We start from the raw sequence: 23,259 nt of genomic DNA on the forward strand, positions 1-23,259 counted from the left end.
CAATGAAGCAGCAGTCGGTGCCACAGTGAGGGTTTTCGCACGTCACAGCCGTATGTCAAGCACTTGAGCGAGGGGGGACCGGCATGACGGAGACGCAGCTCGGGGCGCCTCCCGCGGAGAAGGACTCGACCGCGCGCCCGCTGCGGGCGTGGCAGCGGCGGGCGCTCACCAAGTACCTGACGCAGAAGCCGAAGGACTTCCTCGCGGTCGCGACGCCGGGCGCCGGCAAGACCGTGTTCGGCCTGCGGATCGCCGCCGAGCTGCTGAGTGACCGCACGGTCGAGGCGATCACCATCGTGACCCCGACCGAGCACCTCAAGCACCAGTGGGCGGCCTCGGCCGCCGCGGCCGGCATCGCCATCGACTCGAACTTCCGCAACACCACCGGCGTCACGTCGTCGGACTACAACGGCGTCGCGCTGACGTACGCGCAGGTCGCGGCGCACCCGACGCTGCACCGGGTGCGCACCGAGAACCGCAAGACGCTGGTGATCCTCGACGAGATCCACCACGGCGGCGACGCCAAGTCCTGGGGTGACGCGATCCGCGAGGCCTTCACCCCGGCGGTCCGGCGGCTGTCCCTGACCGGGACGCCGTTCCGGTCCGACGACTCGGCCATCCCGTTCGTCACCTACGAGCCGGACGCGGGCGGCTTCCAGCGCAGCAAGGCCGACCACGCGTACGGCTACGCGGACGCGCTGGCCGACGGCGTGGTCCGGCCGGTCGTCTTCCTGGCCTACTCGGGCGAGGCGTCCTGGCGCACGAGCGCGGGCGAGGAGTTCACCGCGCGGCTCGGCGAGCCGCTGACGGCGGAGCAGAACGCCCGGGCGTGGCGCACGGCGCTCGATCCGGCGGGCGAATGGATCCCGGCTGTGCTGCAGGCCGCCGACACGCGGTTGTCGCAGGTCCGCCAGAGCGTGCCGGACGCGGGCGGCCTGGTGATCGCGACGGACCAGGACTCGGCGCGGGCGTACGCGAAGATCCTGGAACGCATCTCGGGCGAGACGCCGACGCTGGTGCTTTCGGACGACCCGAAGGCGTCGGGCCGGATCAAGGAGTTCTCCGAGACGAACGAGCGCTGGATCGTGGCGGTCCGCATGGTCTCGGAAGGCGTCGACGTCCCGCGCCTGGCGGTGGGGGTGTACGCGACGAGCGCGTCGACCCCGCTGTTCTTCGCCCAGGCGATCGGCCGGTACGTGCGGGCGCGCAGGAAGGGCGAGACGGCGAGCGTGTTCCTGCCGTCGGTGCCGGTCCTGCTGGAGCTGGCCAGCGAGCTCGAAGCCCAGCGCGACCACGTGCTCGGCAAGCCGCACCGGGAGAAGGAAGGCTGGGAGGACGAGCTCCTCGCCCAGGCCAACCGCACCGAGGACGAGCCGGGCGAAGAGGAGAAGGCGTTCACGTCGCTGGGCGCCTCGGCCGAGCTCGACCAGGTGATCTACGACGGCAACTCGTTCGGCACGGCGGTGTTCTCCGGCTCCGACGAGGAGCAGGAGTACCTCGGCCTGCCGGGGCTCCTGGAGCCGGACCAGGTCCGCGCGCTGCTGCGGAAGCGGCAGGAAGAGCAGATCGCGGACGAGAAGCGCCGCAAGCCGGCGAAGGAGGAGCCGGCGGCGCCGCAGCCGGCCCGCTCCCAGTCGGTGAGCGAGCGGCTAGGCGCGTTGCGCAAGGAGCTGAACGCGCTGGTCGGCATGTACCACCACCGGACGAAGAAGCCCCACGGCGCGATCCACAACGAGCTGCGGCGCGTGTGCGGCGGGCCGGTGACCGCCATGGCGACCGTGGAGCAGCTCGAAGAGCGGATCGTCACGCTTCGCTCCTGGTGAAGCCGGCCCGGCGCGCCCGGTGTCGCCCGGGAGGCTGAAGTTCCGGCGATCACCGTCCGTTCCCGGGGCGGCGGCGTCACCGCACCGCGAGGCTTGTGACGCTCTGTATTGCGCTGTCACCTTTTGACTGCCCGTCCGTCCCTGGCCGGATGGCCGTCCGGGCACGACGGCCGCGCCGTTCCGCAAGTCGGCGACCAATCCCGCCTCGGAACCGTGGATTCGCCACAGGGTTGCGCTCGGTGCACACGAGCGGAGCAACCACCCGTCCCCGGGAAACTTCCCTGTAACTTACCGTGAGTGCTGGCGATCACATCGTCAGCGGATCTACTCTTTCCGGGCGAGGTTCAGCCCGTGTTGCCGAACCGTGTCCAATTGGTGTCATTTAATCGATCCAGCTATCTTCCCCGCAGCCGCTCAGCGGCATATGTTGTCGCCCACAACATATGCGCGACGGTGCGCCGGGCCTCCCGGATCGCCGCCTCGCTGGCCCGAAGCACACGCCGACGGCCGCTCGTCACCAATGCTTGGATCCGGAAGGAACGAGGATGCGCAGCAGAACCCTTACCCTCCTCGCCGCCACGGTGAGCGCCGGCCTGGTGCTGACCGCCTGCGGTACCAACAGTTCGAACAGCGGGGGCACGGGAAGCAACTCCGCTTCCTCGTCGGCCCCGGCCGCCGGTGGCGGCGCCAACGGCAAGGTCGGCGTCATCCTGCCGGAGACCGCCAGCTCCGCCCGCTGGGAAGCCTTCGACAAGCCGATGATCCAGGCCGCCCTCGCGGCGCAGGGCTTCGACGCCGACGTCCAGAACGCCCAGGGCGACAGCCAGAAGTTCGCCACGCTGGCCGACGGCTTCATCAGCTCCGGCGTCAAGGTCCTGGTCATCGCCCCGTCCGACCCGGCCGTCGGTGCCGCCGTCGAGGCCAAGGCCAAGACCGCCGGCATCCCGGTCATCGACTACGACCGCCCGAGCCTCGGCGGCAGCGCCGACTACTACGTCTCGTTCGACAACGAGAAGGTCGGCCAGCTCCAGGGCCAGGCGATGGCGGACGCGCTGAAGAGCAAGCCGGGCGCGGGCGTCGTCCAGATCGAGGGCGCGCCGACCGACAACAACGCGACGCTGTTCACCAACGGCCAGGACTCCGTCCTCAAACCGCTGTTCTCCGCCGGCACGCTGAAGCTGCTCCAGAAGCAGCCGATCAACGACTGGGACAACCAACTCGGCGGCACGACGTTCGAGCAGATCTTCACCAACAACGGTGGCAAGGTCGACGGCGTCGTCGCGGCGAACGACGGTCTGGCCGGCGCGATCATCACCGTCCTCAAGCGCAACGGCCTCAACGGCAAGGTCCCGGTCACCGGCCAGGACGCCACCGCCGACGGCCTGAAGGCGATCATGCGCGGCGACCAGTACATGACCGTGTTCAAGCCGATCAAGGAAGAGGCCGAGGCGACCGCGAAGCTGGCCGCCGCGCTGGCCAAGGGCGACAAGGCCGGTGCCGACGCCATCGCGACGGGCAAGCTGCACGACCCGAAGAACAACCGCGACATCAAGTCCGTGCTGCTGACCCCGACGACGATCCTGCCGAAGGACATCAAGACCGTCGTGACCCAGGGCTACGTGAAGGCGAGCGAGATCTGCGCCGGTGACCTCGCCGCCAAGTGCAGCGAGCTCGGCATCTCCTGAGCCCCGCGGTACCCCATGAACAGCCGGGCCGGGACGCGCACCCCGACGGCGCGTCCCGGCCCGGTCCCCACCCAGGAGAAAAGCCAGCCATGAGTGAGCCCATTCTCGAGATCAAGGGCCTGAACAAGAGCTTCGGCCCGGTCCACGTCCTCCACGACGTGGACTTCGACGTGCGTGCGGGCGAGGTGACCGCACTGGTCGGCGACAACGGCGCCGGCAAGTCGACCCTCGTCAAGTGCATCGCCGGCATCCACCCGTACGACTCGGGGGCCGTGCGGTTCAACGGCGAGGACGCCCACATCCGCGGCCCGCGCGACGCCGCCGACCTCGGCATCGAGGTCGTCTACCAGGACCTCGCGCTCGCCGACAACCTCGACATCGTCCAGAACATGTTCCTCGGCCGCGAACGCGGCAACGCGTGGAAGCTCGACGAAGCCAGCATGGAGAAGGCCGCCCGCGAGACGCTGGCCTCCCTGTCGGTCCGGACCGTGAAGTCGGTCCGCACCCCGGTCTCCTCGCTGTCCGGTGGTCAGCGGCAGACCGTGGCCATCGCGAAGTCGGTGCTGTGGAACAGCAAGGTCGTCGTGCTCGACGAGCCGACCGCGGCTCTCGGCGTCGCGCAGACCCGGCAGGTGCTCGACCTGGTCCGCCGGCTGGCCGAGCAGGGCTTGGGGGTCGTGCTCATCAGCCACAACATGGCCGACGTGTTCGAGGTCGCCGACCGCATCGCCGTGCTCTACCTCGGCCGGCTCGTCGCCGAGGTGCACACGAAGGACGTCACCCACGGCCAGGTCGTGGAGCTGATCACCGCCGGTCGCTCCGGTGACCTCGGCCTGGCCCGGCCCGAAGCCGTGGTCCTGTGAGCGGGAAGAAAGAACCGGAAATGACTGAATCCCCTGCCAAGCACGAGATCGGCTCGCCCGCCGAGGCGCTCGCGCAGACCCAGGCCCCGACCGGGGCGATCTCCGACTTCGGCATCGACACGACATCGATGTCAACCGGCGAAGCGATCCGCGACTACTTCGCCCGCCTGCGGGCCGGTGAGCTCGGCGCGCTGCCGTCGCTGTTCGGCCTGCTCGTGCTCGTCATCCTGTTCAGCGCGCTGTCGGACAACTTCTTCACGCTGGCCAACATCGCCAACGTGTTCCCGCAGGGCGCGGGCGTGATCATCATCGCGATGGGCATCGTCTTCGTGCTGCTGCTCGGGGAAATCGACCTCGCCGCCGGCGTCGCGTCCGGCACGGCCGCGTCGGTGATGGCCCTGCACTACGTGCAGAACGGAAACCTGCTCGGCCTCCTGGGACCCGGCGTGTTCATCACGTTCATCGCGGTCCTCGCCGTGGCTCTGCTGCTGTCGGCCTACCAGCGGATCTGGGCCGGCGCCGCGCTGTCGCTGATCGGCCTGCTGATCGTCGCGATCGGGATTCCCGCCAACGCCTGGCTCGAGATCCTGCTGGCCATCTGCGTCGGCACCGCGATCGGCTCCATCACCGGCTTCCTCGTGTCGAAGATCGGCATGCCGTCCTTCGTCGTGACGCTGGCACTGTTCATCGTGTGGCAGGGTGTCCTGCTGCAGTTCATCGGTGAGGGCGGCACGATCGGCATCAGCAACTCGGACGTCCTGTACAAGATCGCCAACGGCAACCTGAACATCCTGGGCAGCTGGATCTTCTTCCTCGTCGCCGCCGGCGGGTTCGCGGTGATCACCGTGATCAGTCACTTCAGGCGGCTCCAGCGCGGCCTGGTCGTGCAGCCGACGGCGCTGATGATGGTCAAGGTCGGCGCGCTCGTCGTGCTTTCGGCGCTGGGGACCTGGCTGCTGACGATCAACCGCTCGCCGAACAAGGCGGTCGTCACGATCGAGGGTGTCCCGTACGTCATCCCGATCATGCTGGCGCTGCTCGTGGCCGGCACGTACGTGCTCAACCGGACCAAGTACGGCCGGTACGTCTACGCGGTCGGCGGCAACAAGGAAGCCGCCCGCCGCGCCGGTATCGACGTGCCGAAGATCCGGGCGAGCGTGTTCGTCATCGGCTCGGCGGTCGCGGCCATCGGCGGCATCGTCGCCGCGTCGAAGGTCGGTTCGGTCAGCCCGCAGTCCGGTGGCCTGAACACGCTGCTGTTCGCGGTGGGTTCGGCCGTCATCGGCGGCACGTCGCTGTTCGGCGGCAAGGGCCGGGTCTCCGACGCCGTGGTCGGCGGGCTCGTGATCGCCGTCGTGATCAACGGCCTGGGCCTGCTCAAGCAGCCGGCCGCGGTGGTCAACATCATCACGGGCCTGGTCCTGCTCCTCGCCGCCACGGTCGACGCGCTGTCCCGGCGCCGCGCGGCTGCGTCGGCGCGCTGAACCGCCCGTGGGATGATCAAACCCGTGACCAGCTCGCCCGTTGCTCGACCGGACGAGGTGCGCCGGCACAACCGCACGACCCTGCTCCGCCTGCTGCACGTCGGCGGGCCGAGCACCCGGGCGACCCTGGCCGCCGAGCTGGGGCTCAACCGGAGCACGATCAAGACCCTCGTCGACGGGCTCGCCGAAGCCGGCGTCGTCGAGGAGAAGGTGCCGAGGCCGGGACGAGGGGCGGGCCGCCCCTCGCTCCTGGTCCTGCCCCAGCCGCACGCGGCGGTCGTGCTCGCGGTCGACCTGCAGGTCGAGCACGTCGCGATCGCCCTGGTCGGGCTGGGCGGGCAGATCCTGGGCCGCAACAGCTGGAACCTGCGCGGCCGGATGGGGCAGCCGGACGAGGTCATCACCCACGTCATCGAGTCGACGAACATCCTGGCGAGCGACCTCGGCGTGACGCCGGTGGCGGCCGGGGTGTCGGTGCCCGGTGTCGTCCGGCGGGCGGACGGGCACGTGCACGAGGCCCCGAACCTGCGCTGGACCGACGTCGCACTCGGCGAGCGGCTCGGCGGGGTGCTGCAGATCCCGATCCTGGTCGGCAACGACGCCGAGTTCGGCGCGGTGGCCGAGCACCTGCGCGGGGCCGCCCGCGGGGCGTCCGACGTGGTGTACATCTCGGCGGACGTCGGGGTGGGCGGCGGCGTCATCGCCGAAGGGTCGGCGCTGCGCGGCGGCGCCGGCTACGTCGGCGAGATCGGGCACATGGTGATCCGCCCGGACGGGCGGCCCTGCTACTGCGGCAGCAGCGGCTGCTGGGAGACCGAGGTCGGCGAAGCGGCGCTCTGCCGGGCGCTCGGGCTGCCCGAGGACACCCCGCGCGGCGCGATCCTGTTCGAGCTGCGCGAGCTGGGCCGGGACCCGGAGGCGGCGCTGTCGCGGCTCGCGGAGTTCGCCGAGTGGCTGACCCTGGGGCTGATCAACGTCGTCAACCTGCTGGGAGCACAGCTGGTGATCCTCGGCGACCTGCTGACGGTGCTGCCGGAGGCGGTGCTCCGGCACGTCGGCGCCGAGGTGCGCCGCCGCAGCCTGGTCAGCCGGGCGGTCGGGGGCACGCGGATCGTCAGCTCGGCACTGGGCGGCGACGGGAAGCTGGTGGGCGCCGCGGAAGTGGCATTCGAAGTCGTGCTGGATTCTGTCTGATTTTCTGTCCGCTTTCGTGTCCGCAGTCACTGCGGTTCGCGGCCGTACCGTGATAAAGACCACGCATTCTGCAAGATGCAGAAAGGCGGCCGGCGCCTGTGCGCACCGGCCGCCTTTCGCTCGTCTGGTGTTACCGCTGGATGTCGGCGGACAGTTCCTTGAGCTTGGCCTCGTGCTCGCGGGCGTGGTGCCCGCAGAAGAGCAGTTCGCCACCCGTGCTGAGGATGGCTCGTACCTGAGCTGCTGCTCCGCACCGGTCACAGCGGTCGGCGGCGGTCAGTTCGGGGCGGGTGAGCGTCGGCGATGTCATGGGGGTCTCCCTCCGTCCCGGCACCGGTCGCCCGGTGCCATCGATCCAGCTACGCCCACTTCGGGACTGATGCCGGTGGCGGCGATCGCCTCCGGCTCCGCGGTGTTCGTGCTTCCACTGTTCCAGACGTTTCGCTGCCCGCAAGTGTTCCCGCGCCGGTGGGACCTGAGTCACGCCGATTTACCCCGGATGTCGTAGCCGCGTCCCGCAATCCAGGAGACGAATACCCGGAGAGTTACGTTTTCCGTGGTCAGGCACCATGGGATCGTGAGTTCGGTGACTTCCCCACGACATCTTTCCGTGGTACCCGCTCCGGCCTTGTTCGTTCTCAGCGGAATTTCGATGTACGCCGGCGCGGCGGTCGCGGTCGGTCTTTTCGGTCACGCGACCCCGGCGGGGGTGGCCTGGCTGCGCTGCCTCGGCGCGGCGGTGGTGCTGCTGGCCTGGCGCCGTCCGCCCCGGGCGGCCTGGCAAGGGAGGCGCCTGCGCCTGGCGATCGTCTTCGGCGTCGTGACGGCGGGCATGAACGTGCTCTTCTACGAGGCGATCGCCCGCCTGCCGCTCGGCACGGCGGTGGCGATGGAGTTCGCGGGCCCGGTGGTCGTGGCGGCGCTGGGGTCCCGGACGCTGCGGGACGTGCTGGCGGTGCTGCTGGTGGCCACGGGGGTGGTGGCGATCGCGGACGTCCGCCTGGAGGGCAGCTTCTGGGGAGTGGTGTTCGCCCTGGGAGCGGCGGCGGCCTGGGCGGGCTACATCCTGCTGGGCAAGCGGGTGGCGGTGGACGGCGACGGCATCGACAGCCTGGCGATCGGCTTCGCGGCGGGCACTGTGGTGCTGTCCCCGCTGGCGGCCGGGACGGCCGAGGTGTGGTCTTCGCCACGGCTGTTGCTGCTGGGTATCGGGGTCGGGGTGCTGTCGACGGTGGTGCCGTACGCGCTCGACCAGGTGGTGCTGCGACGGGTGGGCCGGGCCCGCTTCGCGGTGTTGCTGGCGTTACTCCCGGTGACGGCGGGAGTGATGGGGTTCGTGCTGCTCGGCCAGGTGCCGAGCCTGCCGGAGGCTTTGGGGACGCTGGCGGTGGTGGGAGGGGTGGCGGTGCGGAGCCGCGAGGCCCCGGCGCGGCCGGAGCCGCCGGGTCTGGAGCCGCCGGGCTGAAACCGGGGGTCCCCTCACGGGGCCCGGGTTCCGGCGAAGTCGATCGCTGCCGCGGTGCTCCGTGGTGGAAGTGGTGCTGTGCGCTGTCGGCCGGGTGTCGCGAATGACTCATTCGGGACGTGCGAGGTCCCGAATGACTCATTCGCGACTTTCGGTAGCGTGGCCGGCCTCGGAGGGCGGGTGGTGTTTTCGCCGGCCGGATCGTGATGGCCCCAGCCGCACCGGCCCGGGATACTGAGCCCGGGCGGCAGGAAGCGGGTGGTCATGACGAAAGCGGCGTCGGCCGCGGCGAAGGACTTCGCCGCCGCCGGAGTGGGCGGCGTCCACCTGGCCTGGGCGGACAACAACGGCATCCCGCGCTCCCGCATCGTCCCCGTCGCCGGGCTGGCCGATGCCGCCACCCGCGGAGTCGGCGCCACGTCACTGTTCGCCGTCTTCGACAGCCACGATGCCATCACCTACGGGCACGCCGGCCTCGCGACGCCGTCCGGGGACATCCGGCTCGTGCCCGTCGTCGACCGGCTGCGGCGGCTGGCCGGGCAGCCCGCGCTCGCCTGGGCGCCGGTCCGGCAGGTCGCCAAGGACGGCGAGCCGTGGCCCTACTGCCAGCGCACGGTCCTCGAACGGCAGGTCGCGGAGGGCGCGCGGCGCGGGCTCGAGTTCCGGGCCGGCTACGAGCTCGAGTTCGCCGTCGCGCCCGCGGGCAGCACCGACATCGTGGGCGCGCCCGGGCATCCCGGCCCGGCCTACAGCCCGCACGCCCTGGTCGGCCTCGACGGGTTCGTCGCGGCCCTCCTTCACGACTTCGCCGCCAACGGGCTGCGGATCGGCCAGCTGCACGCCGAGTACGGCGTGGCCCAGCTCGAGCTGTCGCTCGCCGCGACCGATCCCGTCTCCGCCGCCGACGACCAGCTGCTCGCCCGCCAGACCATCCACGCCGCCGCGCACGCGCACGGCCTCGCCGCCAGCTTCGCGCCGCTCGTCGGGTCGGGGGCGGCCGGGAACGGCTGGCACCTGCACACCTCCGTCCGCCGCAAGGGCCGCAACCTGCTCGACGGCGCCGAGAACACGCCCGAAGGCGACGGCGCCGGCTACCTCGCCGGGCTGCTGCGCGACCTGCCGGCGCTGACCGCGATCACCGCGCCGAGCGTGCCCTCGACCCTTCGCCTCCGGCCCGGCTACTTCGCGGGCGCGTACGCGTTCTGGGGCGTGGAGAACCGGGAGGCGCCGCTGCGGTACGTCCCGGGCACGCCGCTGCTGGGCGCCGACCACGCGAACGTCGAGCTCAAGACGTCCGACGCCTCGGCCAACCCGTACCTCGCCCTGGCCGTGGTGCTGGCCGCCGGGATGGCCGGCATCGAGGACTCGCCCGCGCTGCCCGAGCCGATCGGCGAGGACCCGGGCGGCTGGACGGACGGGGAGCGGGAGACGCGCGGCGTGCGGCCGCTGCCGGCGGACACCGCCGAACAGGACGCCGCGCTGCTGGCGTCGCCGCGGATCGCCGGCGTGCTCGGCGACGAGCTGCTGGGCGCTTTCCGCGCCGTCCGGGCGTCGGACGCCGCTTGGGCGGCCGACCACACGGCGGACGAGATCGTCGCCGCCCACCTTTGGCGCTATTGAGGGGACCGATGTCTTCGGGGATCGACGGCGGGCAGCTCGACCTGTCCGGGGTGCGGTGGCTGCCGGGCGGGGCCCGGCTGGCCGCGGTGGCCCAGGCGGAGCTGCCCCAGAAGGACGGCCTGGCCGCCGCGTTCTGCGGGCTCGCGGCGCTGCGGGCGGCCGGGTTCGACGGGCTCGACCAGGACGCCGTCGCGGCGGCCGCGGGCACGGTCCGCGGCCCGGCCGTGCGCCCGCGGGGCGAGGCGGGCCGCCGCGATTTCCGGCTGCCGCTGCCGGTGGTCGACGACCCGGCCGCGGCCGGCACCCGGGTTTCCGGGCTCGCGTCGGCCGTCGGGTCGCTGTCGCGGGGCACGCTCACGGCGGTGCCGGTGACGGGGGAGTGGACCACCGGGTCGCTGTTCGACCTGCTCGTCGGGCTGTGGAACGTCCCGCGCGTCGCGGTGATCGCCCGGATCGACGGTGCCGAGCTCGGTGCCCACGACACCCCGGAACGCGCGCTGCTCGACTACCTCGACACCGGCGTCCCGCCACTGTGGACGTCCAGGTGGCGCCCGCCCGGAGGTCACTTCGTGCTCCTGGCGGGCATCCGCATCGGCGCCGAGGGGACCCTACTGTCCGTTGTGGACACTTACCCGTCGTTGGGCGACAACGGGATCCACGACCAGCCCGTGGAATGGGTGACGGCGGCGCTGACCGGGCTCGGCGTGCTCGTGGTCGTCGACGCCGACCGGGACGGCGTGGTCCGCGAGGCGGCCCGCGTCGCCGGGCTCACTCCGTCCTTTTGGGACTGACCGCCGTCTTCGCCTCTCCGGTCGCGAAGCGGGAGTGGCGGCGGCCGTAGGCGAAGTAGATCACCAGGCCGATCACCAGCCACACCGCGAAGCGGATCCACGTGAGCACGTTGAGGTTGAGCATCAGGTACAGGCACGCCAGCGCCGCGAGGGCCGGGACGACCGGCGAGAACGGCACGGTGAACGGGCGGTCCAGGTCGGGACGGCGGCGGCGCAGCACCGGGACCGCCACCGCCACGATGATCATCGCCGACAGCGCGCCGATGCTGACCATGTCGGCCAGTTCGGAAATCGGGATGAACGCGGCCAGCACGGCGATCAGGACGGCACCGCCGATGGTCATCCGGTGCGGGGTGCCCCAGCGCGGGTGCGCGGTGCCGAGCGCCTTCGGCAGCAGGCCGTCCCGGCCCATCGCGAACCCGATCCGCCCGATCGTGACCAGCTCGACCATCATCACCGACGTCAGCCCGGTCACCGCGCCCAGCGAGATCAGCGCGCCCACCCAGTGCTGGCCGACCCGGTCGAACGCGTCGGCCAGCGGCGCGCCGGTGTCGATGTCGGTGAACGGGACCATGCCGGTCAGCACGATCGACACGCCGATGTAGAGCAGCGCGCACACCCCCAGCGCGCCGAGGATGCCGACCCGGAGGTCCTTGCGCGGGTTCAGCGTCTCCTCGCCGAGGTTCGCGAGCGCTTCGAAGCCGGTGTAGGCGAAGAAGACCACGGCGGCCGCGGTGATCATCCCGGCGAGGCCGTAGACCGACTGCTCCAGGCCGAGTGCCGCCTGGACGACCGGTTGCTCGAGCACCGTCGTGCCCGCCGCGGGCGGCTGGGCCGGCGGGACGAACGGCGTCAGGTTGGCACCCTTGACGAAGAACAGCCCGACCGCGAGCACCAGGACGCAGACCGCGACCTTCACGCACACCAGCAGGTTGGTCAGCCAGGCCGACTCCTTGATGCCCAGCACGGCGACCACCGTCAGCACGGCGATGACGAGCACCGCGCCGACGTTCACCTTCGCGTCTTCGCCGAACCACTCCGGCGACAGCCCGAGCAGGTTCGCCAGGTACCCCGACCAGCCGCGCGAGACCACGGCGGCGCCGAGCGCGAACTCCAGCAGCAGGTCCCAGCCGATGATCCAGGCGAACACTTCGCCGAGGGTGGCGAAGGCGTAGGTGTAGGCACTTCCCGCCGTCGGGACGCTGGAGGCGAGCTCCGCGTAGCACAGCGCGGCGAGCCCGGCGACGACCGCGCCGAGCACGAACGACAACGTCACCGCGGGCCCGGCGTGCGTCTTCGCCTCGACCCCCGCCAAGGTGAAGATGCCGGTGCCGATGATGATCCCGACGCCGAACCCGACCAGGTCGCGTCCGCGCAGCCGCCGTTTGAGCTCCCCGGAGTCCTGGCGGTCCAGGACCTCGTCCACGTTCAGCGTTCGCCGCTCACCCATGAGGAGAAGTTAAAAGGTCACGGGTCTTTCCGCAGATCGGCGGCGGTGAGGCCGTTCTCCTGGGCGAGGATCGCGGCCTGCACGCGGGAGCGGAGGCCGAGCTTGGCCAGCACGCGCGAGACGTGCGTCTTCACCGTCGTCTCGCCGATGTGCAGCCGGGTACCGATCTGGGCGTTGGACAGGCCTTCGCCGAGGCAGCCGAGCACCTCGCGCTCGCGCTCGGTGAGGTCGCCGAGGCCGTGCGGGACGGGGGCCCGATCCCGGGCGGAGGCGGCGAACGCCGTGATCAGCCGCCTCGTGACCGGCGGGGCGAGCACGCCGTCACCGGCCGCGACGAGCTTCACGGCTTCGATCAGCCGGGGCGCTTCGACCGATTTGAGCAGGAACCCGGCGGCCCCGGCCCGCAGCGCGCCGTGCACGTACTCGTCGAGGTCGAACGTGGTCAGCACGAGCACCTGCGTGAGCCCCGCGGACACCAGCGCCCGGGTGGCGGCGATGCCGTCGGTCCCGGGCATCCGGATGTCCATCAGGGTGACGTCCGGCCGCAGCGCCCGCGCCTGCCGGACGGCGGCGGCGCCGTCGGCGGCCTCGCCGACGACCTGGATGCCCTCGGCGTGGCCGAGGATGGTCGTGAGGCCGAACCGGACGGCGCTGTGGTCGTCGGCGACCAGGACGCGGATGGTCACAGCGGCCCGCCCATCGGGAGCTCCGCGCGGACCAGCCAGCCGTCGCCCGCCGGGCCCGCGGTGAGTTCGCCGCCCACCGCGCCGGCGCGCTCGCGCATGCTCAGCAGGCCCGTTCCGCCGCCCGCCGCGGGAAGCGGGCGGCGGACGTCGTTGCGGACCTCCACCGCCAAGACGCCGGCGAGGCAGTGGACGGTGATGTCCACCCGTCCGCCCGGGGCGTGCTTGACGGCGTTGGTCAGCGCCTCCTGCGCGATCCGGTACGCGGTCAGGTCGACCGCCGCCGGCAGCGGCACCCGGGAGTCCACTGTGGAATCGACGTGCACCTCCAGTCCGCTGGCCCTGGCCGACTCCACCAGCTTGGCCAGGTCCGAGAGCCGGGCGGGCGCGGTGGTTTCCGCGTCTCCGCCGTCGGCCTTGAGCAGCCCGATCATCGCGCGCATCTCCGCCAAGGCGCTGACACTGTTCTCCCGCACCGATTCCAGCACCGCCTTCGCCAGTTTCGGGTCCGGCAGCGACAGCGCCGCCTCCGACTGGATGGCGATGGCCGAAAGGTGCCCGGCGATCACGTCGTGCAGGTCGCGGGCCATCCGCCCGCGTTCCGCGGCGACCGCGGCCCGCCGGTCCAGGTCCGCGATCTTCGCCAGCTGCGCCGCGTTCGCCCGTTCGGCCTCGGCGACGTCGCGCTGCTGGCGGACGTTCGCCGCCCACCACACCGGCGTGATGACGAACGGCAGCACGCCGACCGCGGCCAGTACCGCCGTCCGCCACTGCTGCGCGAAGACCAGCGTCGCGGCGAGCACGCCCACCACCGAGAACGCGGCGAGGCCGATCATCACCCGGCTGGTGCGCCGGGAGCCGTAGAGGGTCGCCGCGTACAGGAAGTCGGTGTAGACGATCATCACCGGCAGCGACGGGCCGAGCCAGAGGTCCACCGCGAGCACCGCCGTGGCGAGCACGAGCGCGAGGGGCACGCGACGGCGGAACAGTTCGAGCCCGCACAACACGGCCAGCTCCAGCAGCCGCACCCCCAGCGGTGCGTGGTCGTACGCGCTCACGAGCCGGTGGGCGCCGGTCGCGTAGACGAGGAACCCGATCAGCCAGGTGGCCAGCGCGATCAGGCCGTCCTGCTGCCACACCGGGAGCGAGCGCAGGCGGGGCAGGGGCACCCGATCATCCCAGCACACCGCGCGCCGGCCCCGCGTCCTACGAAGTGATGACGCCGGGTCCGCCCCTTCGCCGACGCGGCCGGCCGCGAGAGCGCGCGAGCGTGGCGGGGTGGAAGAGATCGGCGAGTTCTTCGCGGAGAACCCGATGGCCGCCGTCATCGCGGCGGGCGAGGTCGGGTTCTGGGTGTTCATCGCGGCGGGGCTGGCGGTGCGGTACGTGCTGCGCGCGCGGCGCGTGTCGGCGGTGCTGCTGGCCATGGTCCCGCTGGTCGACGTCGTGGTGCTGGTGGCGACCGTGCTCGACCTGTCGGCCGGGGGCGAGCCGGGGTTCACCCACGGCCTCGCGGCCGTCTACCTCGGCTTCAGCGTGGTGTTCGGGCCGAGCATGGTCCGGTGGGCGGACGAGCGTTTCGCCCACCGGTTCGCGGGCGGGCCGCCGCCACCGAAGCGGCAGGGGCGGGAGAAGCTGCGCCACGAGTGGCGTGAGTGGGGCAAGTGCCTGCTGGCCTGCGGGCTCGCGGCGGTGGCCCTGCTGGCGGCCATCCTCGCGATCGGCGAGCCGGAGCGGGTCGCGCCGCTGTGGGGGTGGTTCCCGCGGCTGGGCACGGTTTCGGTGATCTGGCTGGTCGCGGGGCCGGTGTGGGAGGCGCTGTCCGGCACGCGCGAGGAGGCACGGCCGTGATCGAGTTGCCCGGGATCCCGCCGGTGGTGCCGGGGGTGACGGGCGGCGGGAGCGGGTGGGGGTCGCTCCCGCCGCCGGAGTGACGTCGTCGCGTGCGGATGGCGGGAACGGCCGGGCACCGGAATGCTGGTCCCGTGCCCGAACAGATCCCCGCCCTGCACGAGCTCGCCGCCCACCACGGCATCGCCACCCGGTACGAGAACGCCGACCGCGTCTGGGTCGACGTGGACGACGACGTCGTCGCCGCCGTCCTCGGCCAGTTCGGTGTCGACGCGACCAGTGACGAGGCCATCGCCGAAGCGCTGACCGCGGTGCGCGAAGCCCGGTCCGCCGCCGTCCTGCCGCCGACGATCGTCGTGCGGGAGGGCACCGGACGGCCGCTGGGCGTCGATGCCGAGGTCGTGCTCGAGGACGGGACCCGGCGGCGTGCCGACGGGGAGCTGCCGGCGGACCTGCCGCTCGGGTGGCACCGGGTGGTCGCGGGCGGCCAGGAGGCCGTGCTCGCGGTCGTGCCGGCGAAGCTGCCGGAGGTCCGGCCCGCGTGGGGGTGGATGCTGCAGCTCTACGCCCTGCACTCGGCCGGGTCCTGGGGCATCGGCGACTACGCGGACCTCGCGACCTTCGCGGCCCGGTCGGCCGCGGAGCTCGACGCCGGCGTCCTGCTGGTCAACCCGGTCCAGGCGATCAGCCCGGCCCAGCCGATCGAGCGCTCGCCGTACTCGCCCGCGAGCCGGCGGTTCGCCAACCCGGTCTACCTGCGCGTCACGGCCACCGAGACGTTCGAGCGGGCCGACGCCGCGACCCAGGAGGCGGTGCGGTCGCTGGAGCCGGACCGCGGCGGCGAGCTCGTCGACTACGACGCGGTCTGGACGGCCAAGCGCGCCGCGCTGGAGCTGCTGTGGCCGCACCGGGTCGAGCAGGTGCCCGAGGACGGCGACCTGCTGGACTTCGCGCTGTTCTCCGCCCTCGCCGAACGGCACGGCGCGGACTGGCGGGACTGGCCGGAGCCGCTGCGCGACCCGGCCGGGCCCGAGGTGGCGGCCGCGCGGGCCGAGCTGAAGGAGCGCGTCGGCTTCCACGCGTGGCTGCAGCACCTCTGCCGGGTGCAGCTGGAAACCGCCCGGCAGGCGGCACGAGCGGCGGGGATGACGGTCGGGATCGTGCACGACCTGCCGGTCGGCGTGCACCCCGGCGGGGCCGACACGTGGGCGGTCCGGGACGTCTTCGCCGCCGACGTCCGCGTCGGCGCGCCGCCGGACGCGTTCAACCAGCAGGGGCAGGACTGGAACCTGCCGCCCTGGCGGCCGGACAAGCTCGCCGAGGCCGGGTACGGGCCGTTCCGGGACGTCATCCGCGGCGTGCTGCGGTACGCCGACGGCATCCGCGTCGACCACATCGCCGGGCTCTGGCGGCTGTGGTGGATCCCGCCGGGCGAGCCCGCGCACCGCGGCACGTACGTCCACTACGACGCCGAAGCCATGGTCGGCGTGCTCGCGCTCGAAGCGCACCGCGCCGGCGCGGTCGTCGTGGGGGAGGACCTGGGCACCGTCGAGGAGATCGTCACCGAGACCATGCACGAGCGGGGCATGCTCAGCTCGGCCGTGCTGTGGTTCGAACGCGACTGGGACGCGCCGGGCAAGCCGTTCACGCGGCCGGCCGAGTGGGATCCGGACGCCATGGCGAGCATCTCCACCCATGACCTGCCGACGGTCTCGGGCTGGCTGCGGGGCGAGCACGTCCGGGTCCGCGCGGAGCTGGGCCTGCTGGACCGCGGCGTCGAAGCGGAGGAAGAAGCGGCCGCCGCCGAGCGGAAGGCACTGTTCGAACTCGTTGCGCGGGAAGGGATTCCGGCCGGCGACCCGGTCGTCGCGCTGCACACGCTGCTGGCGTCGGCCGCCTCGCGGCTCGTGCTGACGTCGCCGGCGGACGTGGCGGGCCAGGTGCGGCAGCCGAATCTGCCCGGAACGGTCGACCAGTACCCTAACTGGCGGATTCGCCTTCCCGTCAGCGTGGACGGCTTCTTCACCGCGAAGGGGGTCCGTGCCGCGGTCGCGCCGCTGGCGGCGGCCCGCCCGCTGCCCGGTAACGACCACCCCGTGGCGCGCGACCCCCAGTGATGCGCGTCCGCGGGAGCGGACGCCACCGGCACGACCCAAGCTCGAGGAGACCCCAGTGCGGCCCTGGCCAGGAACGCCCTACCCGCTCGGCGCGACCTACGACGGAGTCGGGACGAACTTCGCCCTGTTCTCCGAGGTGGCCGAGCGCGTCGAACTGTGCTTGTTCGACGCCGAGGGCAAGGAGGAGCGGTACGCGCTCGAGGAGGTCGACGGCTTCGTCCACCACGGCTACCTGCTCAACGTCGGGCCCGGGCAGCGGTACGGGTTCCGCGTGCACGGCCCGTACGACCCGAAGCGCGGCCTGCGCTGCAACCCGAACAAGCTGCTCATCGACCCGTACGCGAAGGCCGTCTCGCACGGCGTGAAGTGGGACGAGTCGCTCTTCGGCTACAAGTTCGGCAACCCGGAGGAGCGCAACGACGACGACTCCGCGGGCCGGGTGCCGTATTCGCTGGTGGCGAACCCGTTCTTCGACTGGGGCAACGACCGCCAGCCGAAGCGGCCGTACAACGAGACGGTCATCTACGAGGCCCATGTCAAGGGCATGACCGTGAACCACCCGTTCGTGCCCGAACCACTGCAGGGCACCTACGCCGGTCTCGCGCACCCCGCCGTCGTCGAGCACCTGCAGAAGCTCGGCGTGACGGCGGTGGAACTGCTGCCGGTGCACCAGTTCGTCACCGACCACGGCCTCGACGGGAAGGGCCTGACGAACTACTGGGGCTACAACACGATCGGGTACTTCGCGCCGCACGACGCCTACGCGGCGATGCCCGGCGAGGGCGGCCAGGTCCAGGAGTTCAAGGGCATGGTCAAGGCGCTCCACGAGGCCGGGATCGAAGTCATCCTCGACGTGGTTTACAACCACACGGCCGAGGGAAACCACCTCGGGCCGACGCTGTCGATGCGGGGCATCGACAACGAGGCCTACTACCGGCTGGTGGAGGGGGAGCCCGAGTACTACATGGACTACACCGGCACCGGGAACTCGCTGAACGTGCGCAACCCGCACACCCTGCAGCTGATCATGGATTCGCTGCGGTACTGGGTGACGGAGATGCACGTCGACGGCTTCCGGTTCGACCTCGCCTCGGCGCTGGCGCGCGAGTTCTACGACGTCGACCGGCTGTCCACGTTCTTCGACCTGGTGCAGCAGGACCCGATCGTCAGCCAGGTGAAGCTGATCGCCGAGCCGTGGGACGTCGGCCCCGGTGGCTACCAGGTCGGCAACTTCCCGCCGCTGTGGACGGAGTGGAACGGGCAGTTCCGCGACACCGTCCGGGACTTCTGGCGCGGCGAACCCTCGACGCTGGGGGAGTTCGCCTCGCGCATCACCGGCTCGTCGGACCTCTACCAGGACGACGGCCGCCGCCCGTTCGCGTCGATCAACTTCGTCACCGCGCACGACGGCTTCACGCTGCGGGACCTGGTGTCCTACAACGAAAAGCACAACGAGGCCAACGGCGAGGACGGCCGCGACGGCGCCGACGACAACCGGTCGTGGAACTGCGGGGTCGAAGGCGAGACCGACGACCCGGAGGTCCTCCGGCTGCGCGCCCGGCAGCAGCGCAACATGCTGGCCACCCTGATGCTGTCCCAGGGCGTGCCGATGATCCTGCACGGCGACGAGTTCGGCCGTACCCAGCGGGGCAACAACAACGTCTACTGCCAGGACTCGGAACTGTCCTGGATGGACTGGGAACTGGCGAAGGAGAACGCGGACCTGGTCAAGTTCACCGGCGGGCTGGGCGCGTTCCGGCACCGGCACCCGGTGTTCCGCCGCCGCCGGTTCTTCCAGGGCGGCCCGGTCGGCAAGGGCGACAAGCTCGGCGACATCGCCTGGTTCACCCCGGCCGGCGAGGAGATGACCGAGCAGAACTGGGACGACGGCTTCGGCAAGGCGGTCGTGGTCTTCCTCAACGGCAAGGCGATCCCGGACCTCGACCAGCGCGGGATGCACGTCGAAGACGACTCGTTCCTGCTCGCCTTCAACGCCCACTACGAGGACATCGACGCCAAGCTGCCGGGCAACGGCTACGGCCAGGCCTGGACCGTCGTCGTCGACACCGCGACCGGCGAGGTCGAGCCGCGCGACGCGAAGCCCATCGAAGGCGGCGGCCAGTTCACCCTCCCCGCCCGGTCCCTGATCGTGCTGCAACGGACGGAGACGGAGCCCGAATGACGGTGCCGGAGTCGACCTACCGGGTGCAGCTGCGCCCGGAGTTCACTTTCAGCGACGCGGCCGGCATCGCCGGCTACCTGCGCGACCTCGGCATCGGCGCGTTGTACGCGTCGCCGGTGCTGGACGCGACGCCGGGCTCGACCCACGGCTACGACGTCGTCGACCCGACGCGCGCGCGGCCCGAGCTCGGCGGTGAGTCCGCCCGCCAGGAACTCTCCGCGCTGCTGAAGGAACTCGGCCTCGGCCTGGTCGTCGACATCGTGCCGAACCACATGTCGGTCGAGGTGCCGAAGGCCGACCCGTGGTGGTGGGACGTCCTGAAGCACGGCCGCGACTCCGAATACGCGTCCTTCTTCGACATCGACTGGGACCGCGGGCCGATCCTGCTGCCGGTCCTCGGCGACGACAGTGACGATGGAGCCGTCGCCGAGCTGACCGTCGACGGCGACGAGCTCGCCTACTACGACCACCGGTTCCCGATCGCCCCCGGCACGGAAAACGGGACGCCGCAAGAGGTCCACGAGCGCCAGCACTACCGCCTGATCGGCTGGCGCCGCGGCAACGCCGAGCTGAACTACCGCCGGTTCTTCGACATCACGAACCTGGCCGCGGTCCGCGTCGAGGACCCGAAGGTCTTCGCCGAGACCCACGGCGAGGTGCTGCGCTGGGTCGCCGACGGCGACGTCACCGGCCTGCGCGTCGACCACCCGGACGGCCTCGCCGACCCGGGCGGCTACTTCCGGCGGCTGCGCGCGAACGCGCCGAACGCGTGGATCGTGGCCGAGAAGATCCTGCACCCGGGCGAGCCGCTGCCGCAGAGCTGGCCGGTCGACGGCACCACCGGCTACGACGCCCTGCGGGAGATCGCCGGCGTCTTCGTCGACCCGGCGGGCGAGCCCGACTTCACCGCGCTGGCGAACGAACTGGGTGTGAAGACCGGCTACCACCGCGTCGAGGCCGAGGCCCGGCGCCTGGTCACCGACCGGATCCTGGTGGCCGAGGTACGGCGGATCGCGGCGCTGCTGCCCCACGGCGATCCCGAAGCGGCCCGGCAGGCGGTGGCCGAGACCATGATCGCCTTCCCCGTCTACCGCTCCTACCTGCCCGAAGGCACGGAAAACTGGACCGCGGCGATCGACGGCGCCCGCCGAGCGCGGCCGGACCTCGCCGACACGCTGGCCGTTCTCGACGCCCATGTGCGTCAGAACCCGGAGAGCGAGCTGGCGACCCGGATCCAGCAGACGTCCGGCATGGTCGTCGCCAAGGGCACCGAGGACACGACGTTCTACCGCTACACCCGCTTCGCCGCGCTCAACGAGGTCGGTGGGAACCCGGACCGGTTCGGCCTCGGCGTCGAGGAGTTCCACCGGCTCGCCGCCGAGCGCGAGGCGGGCCACCCGGCCGCGATGACGACGCTGACCACGCACGACACCAAGCGGTCCGAGGACACCCGGGCGCGGATGGCCGTGCTGGCGGAGGTGCCCGGCGAGTTCGCCAGGGCCGTCCGGCGGTGGACCGCGCGACGCGGGATCGACGAGCCGTCGCTGAACCTGCTGGCCTGGCAGACCCTGGTCGCGACCTGGCCGATCGAGCCGGCGCGGCTGCGGGACTACCTCGACAAGGCGGCCAAGGAGGCCAAGCTCCGGACCAGCTGGACCGACCACGACGAGGCCTTCGAGGCCGACGTCGCCGCCTGGCCCGACGCCGTCATGAACGACGCCGAGCTGGCCGGGGACGTCGACGGGTTCGCCCGGCGCATCGAGGGGCCCGGTTACGTGAACTCGCTCGGGCAGAAGCTCGTCCAGCTGACCGCGCCCGGCGTCCCGGACGTCTACCAGGGCACCGAGCTGTGGGACTTCTCGCTGGTCGACCCGGACAACCGCCGCCCGGTCGACTACGTCGTCCGCCGCGAGATGCTGGCCCGGATCCTCGACGGCGAGCTGCCGGCGATCGACGCGTCGGGCGCGGCGAAGCTCCTGGTCGTCCACAACGCGCTGCGGCTGCGTCGCGAGCACCCGGCGCTGTTCCGCGGCTACCGGCCGCTGCGGGCCGAGGGCCCGGCCGCCAAGCACGTCCTGGCCTACACGCGCAGCGCCGATCTCGCCGTCGCGGTGACCCGGCTCCCGGTCGGCCTCGAAGCCGGCGGCGGCTGGCACGACACCGTGCTGCCGCTGCCGGACGGCGTCTGGACCGACGTCCTGACCGGCCGCGAGGCGTCCGAGGACGTGGCCACCCTGTTCGACCGCTACCCCGTCGCGTTGCTGGTGCGAGGAGACGCATGAAGTTCAGCGTGTGGGCCCCGGCGGCCCGCCGGGTCCGGGTGAGTGCCGACGCCGAGGTGCACGAGATGACCGCGGGCGACGGCGGCTGGTGGCAGGCCGAGGCCGAGGGCGTCAACTACGCCTTCCTCCTGGACGACGACGAGAAGCCGCTGCCCGACCCGCGCTCACGCCACCAGCCGCACGGCGTCCACGCCGAGTCGCGCGTCTACGACCACGCGGAGTTCGCCTGGACCGACGACGCCTGGACCGGACGGCAGCTGCCCGGCGGCGTCCTCTACGAGCTGCACGTCGGCACGTTCACCGAGGGCGGCACGTTCGACGCGGCGATCGAGCGGCTGGACCACCTCGTCGACCTCGGGATCACGCACGTCGAGCTGCTCCCGGTCAACTCCTTCGACGGCACCGCGGGCTGGGGCTACGACGGCGTCCTCTGGGGCGCGGTCCACGAGCCCTACGGCGGGCCCGACGGCTTCAAGCGGTTCGTCGACGCCGCCCACGCGCGCGGCCTGGCCGTCGTGCTCGACGTCGTCTACAACCACCTCGGGCCGTCCGGGGCCTACCTCGACAGGTTCGGGCCGTACTTCGCCGGGCAGAACGACTGGGGGCCCGGTCTCAACCTCGACGGCCCCGGCTCCGACGAGGTCCGCCGGTACGTGGTCGACAACGCGCTGAGCTGGTTCCGCGACTTCCACGTCGACGCGCTGCGCCTCGACGCCGTGCACGCGCTGCTCGACCGGCGGGCCGTCCACCTGCTCGAACAGCTCGCGACCGAGGTCGACGCGCTGTCGGCGGCGCTGAACCGGCCGCTGACGCTGATCGCCGAGTCCGACCTGAACGACCCGAAGCTGGTCACGCCCCGCGAGCGCGGCGGCTACGGCCTGCACGCGCAGTGGTCGGACGACCTGCACCACGCCCTGCACGTCAAGCTCACCGGCGAGACGTCGGGCTACTACACCGACTTCGCCGCGCCGGACGCGCTCGAGCGGGTCCTGCGCGAGGTGTTCTTCCACGCGAACACCTGGTCGTCGTTCCGGGAGCGGGCGCACGGCCGTCCGGTCGACACCCGGACCGTGCCCGGTCACCGCTTCCTCGGCTACCTGCAGAACCACGACCAGATCGGCAACCGCGCGACCGGCGACCGGCTGTCCGCGACGGTCGCCCCGGGCCGGCTGGCCTGCGGAGCGGCCCTGCTGTTCTGCTCGCCGTACACGCCGATGGTGTTCATGGGGGAGGAGTGGGCGGCGAGCACGCCGTGGCAGTTCTTCGCGTCCTTCCCGGACCCGGAGCTGGCCGAAGCCGTCCGCACGGGCCGCCGTCGCGAGTTCGCCCGGCACGGCTGGGGCGAGGCCGACGTGCCCGACCCGATGGACCCGGCCACCGTCGAGCGCTCTCGGCTCGACTGGGCCGAGGCAGAGCGTCCCGGTCACCGTGAGGTACTGGACCTCTACCGGGCGTTGATCCGGTTGCGCCGCGAACGGCCCGAACTGGCCGACCCGCGGGTCGCGGACCTGCGTCTCGACACCGCCCCGGACGGGTCCTGGCTCGTGCTGCACCGGGGTGGGCTGCGGCTGGCCGTCAACTTCGGCGCGGGCCCGGTGACGCTCCCGCTCGGAGCGACGTCGGCGCTGCTCACGTGGCCGGGGGCCACCGTGGACGGGGGTGCCGCGCAGCTGCCGCCGGACACGTTCGCCCTGGTCGACACGGCGGCGGCCGGGTAACTCCTCGGTAATGACGCGCGCGCCCCGCGCCCGATCTGGGACGATTCAGGA

17 protein-coding genes are annotated in these 23,259 nt (G+C 72.0%); 13 read left to right on the forward strand and 4 right to left on the reverse strand.

Features of this window, described 5'->3' with window-relative positions:
• Positions 1–83 precede the first annotated feature (83 nt).
• The 5 genes from AB0G28_RS30990 (at position 84) to AB0G28_RS31010 (ending at position 7,049) form a co-directional block, all read left to right on the forward strand.
• A complete protein-coding gene (locus tag AB0G28_RS30990; protein WP_361096902.1) occupies positions 84–1,823 on the forward strand; it encodes a DEAD/DEAH box helicase in 1,740 nt (579 codons plus the stop codon).
• A 545-nt stretch (positions 1,824–2,368) separates the two neighbouring features.
• On the forward strand, positions 2,369–3,508 hold the full coding sequence (locus AB0G28_RS30995; RefSeq protein WP_361096905.1) for a substrate-binding domain-containing protein: 1,140 nt from the start codon (positions 2,369–2,371) through the stop codon (positions 3,506–3,508).
• 89 nt (positions 3,509–3,597) lie between these two features.
• A complete protein-coding gene (locus AB0G28_RS31000; RefSeq protein ID WP_361096908.1) occupies positions 3,598–4,371 on the forward strand; it encodes an ATP-binding cassette domain-containing protein in 774 nt (257 codons plus the stop codon).
• Positions 4,372–4,391: 20 nt separating this feature from the next.
• On the forward strand, positions 4,392–5,855 hold the full coding sequence (locus AB0G28_RS31005) for an ABC transporter permease (RefSeq protein ID WP_361096911.1): 1,464 nt from the start codon (positions 4,392–4,394) through the stop codon (positions 5,853–5,855).
• Between the two features lie 12 nt (positions 5,856–5,867).
• Positions 5,868–7,049: an ROK family transcriptional regulator gene (locus AB0G28_RS31010; protein ID WP_361096913.1), complete on the forward strand. Its 1,182-nt coding sequence runs from the start codon at positions 5,868–5,870 to the stop codon at positions 7,047–7,049.
• A gap of 130 nt (positions 7,050–7,179) precedes the next feature.
• Here AB0G28_RS31010 and AB0G28_RS31015 read toward each other — a convergent pair whose 3' ends face one another.
• Positions 7,180–7,359 (reverse strand): hypothetical protein, encoded by a 180-nt coding sequence (locus AB0G28_RS31015; protein WP_004561029.1) that lies wholly within the window; start codon positions 7,357–7,359, stop codon positions 7,180–7,182.
• A gap of 342 nt (positions 7,360–7,701) precedes the next feature.
• Between AB0G28_RS31015 and AB0G28_RS31020 the strand changes: the two genes are divergently transcribed.
• The 3 genes from AB0G28_RS31020 (at position 7,702) to AB0G28_RS31030 (ending at position 10,925) form a co-directional block, all read left to right on the forward strand.
• The gene (locus AB0G28_RS31020; protein WP_361096916.1) at positions 7,702–8,514 is read left to right on the forward strand and encodes an EamA family transporter; all 813 of its coding nucleotides are present in this window, start codon (positions 7,702–7,704) and stop codon (positions 8,512–8,514) included.
• Between the two features lie 264 nt (positions 8,515–8,778).
• Positions 8,779–10,134 carry a glutamine synthetase gene (locus tag AB0G28_RS31025; protein ID WP_361096919.1) on the forward strand — a complete coding sequence of 452 codons (1,356 nt, stop codon included), beginning with the start codon at positions 8,779–8,781 and terminating at the stop codon, positions 10,132–10,134.
• A gap of 8 nt (positions 10,135–10,142) precedes the next feature.
• Positions 10,143–10,925 (forward strand): hypothetical protein, encoded by a 783-nt coding sequence (locus AB0G28_RS31030; RefSeq protein ID WP_361096922.1) that lies wholly within the window; start codon positions 10,143–10,145, stop codon positions 10,923–10,925.
• Here the strand turns inward: AB0G28_RS31030 and AB0G28_RS31035 are convergent.
• From AB0G28_RS31035 to AB0G28_RS31045, 3 genes are read right to left on the reverse strand one after another with little or no spacing between them, the layout of a single operon-like run.
• A complete protein-coding gene (locus tag AB0G28_RS31035) occupies positions 10,903–12,351 on the reverse strand; it encodes an amino acid permease (protein WP_361097036.1) in 1,449 nt (482 codons plus the stop codon). The genes AB0G28_RS31030 and AB0G28_RS31035 overlap by 23 nt on opposite strands.
• Before the next feature lie 41 nt (positions 12,352–12,392).
• A complete protein-coding gene (locus AB0G28_RS31040) occupies positions 12,393–13,061 on the reverse strand; it encodes a response regulator transcription factor (RefSeq protein WP_361096925.1) in 669 nt (222 codons plus the stop codon).
• Entirely contained in the window at positions 13,058–14,227 is a 1,170-nt protein-coding gene (locus AB0G28_RS31045) for a histidine kinase (protein WP_361096928.1), read from the reverse strand. Before AB0G28_RS31045 ends, AB0G28_RS31040 begins: the two co-directional genes overlap by 4 nt.
• Positions 14,228–14,336: 109 nt before the next feature.
• On the opposite strand from AB0G28_RS31045, the gene AB0G28_RS31050 reads away from it, so the two are divergent.
• From AB0G28_RS31050 to treZ, 5 genes are all read left to right on the forward strand, one after another.
• Positions 14,337–14,909, forward strand: a complete 573-nt coding sequence (locus AB0G28_RS31050; protein ID WP_361096931.1) for a hypothetical protein — start codon at positions 14,337–14,339, stop codon at positions 14,907–14,909.
• Between the two features lie 98 nt (positions 14,910–15,007).
• On the forward strand, positions 15,008–17,026 hold the full coding sequence (gene malQ / locus AB0G28_RS31055) for a 4-alpha-glucanotransferase (RefSeq protein ID WP_361097039.1): 2,019 nt from the start codon (positions 15,008–15,010) through the stop codon (positions 17,024–17,026).
• A 55-nt stretch (positions 17,027–17,081) separates the two neighbouring features.
• Positions 17,082–19,208 (forward strand): glycogen debranching protein GlgX, encoded by a 2,127-nt coding sequence (glgX, locus tag AB0G28_RS31060; protein WP_361096934.1) that lies wholly within the window; start codon positions 17,082–17,084, stop codon positions 19,206–19,208.
• Positions 19,205–21,490, forward strand: coding sequence for a malto-oligosyltrehalose synthase (gene treY / locus AB0G28_RS31065; RefSeq protein WP_361096937.1), 2,286 nt, complete (start codon positions 19,205–19,207; stop codon positions 21,488–21,490). The genes glgX and treY overlap by 4 nt, the downstream gene beginning before the upstream one ends.
• Positions 21,487–23,208: a malto-oligosyltrehalose trehalohydrolase gene (gene treZ / locus AB0G28_RS31070; RefSeq protein WP_361096940.1), complete on the forward strand. Its 1,722-nt coding sequence runs from the start codon at positions 21,487–21,489 to the stop codon at positions 23,206–23,208. The genes treY and treZ overlap by 4 nt, the downstream gene beginning before the upstream one ends.
• Positions 23,209–23,259: the final 51 nt, after the last annotated feature.

This window comes from Amycolatopsis sp. NPDC021455 (assembly GCF_040640995.1).
Lineage (GTDB): Bacteria > Actinomycetota > Actinomycetes > Mycobacteriales > Pseudonocardiaceae > Amycolatopsis.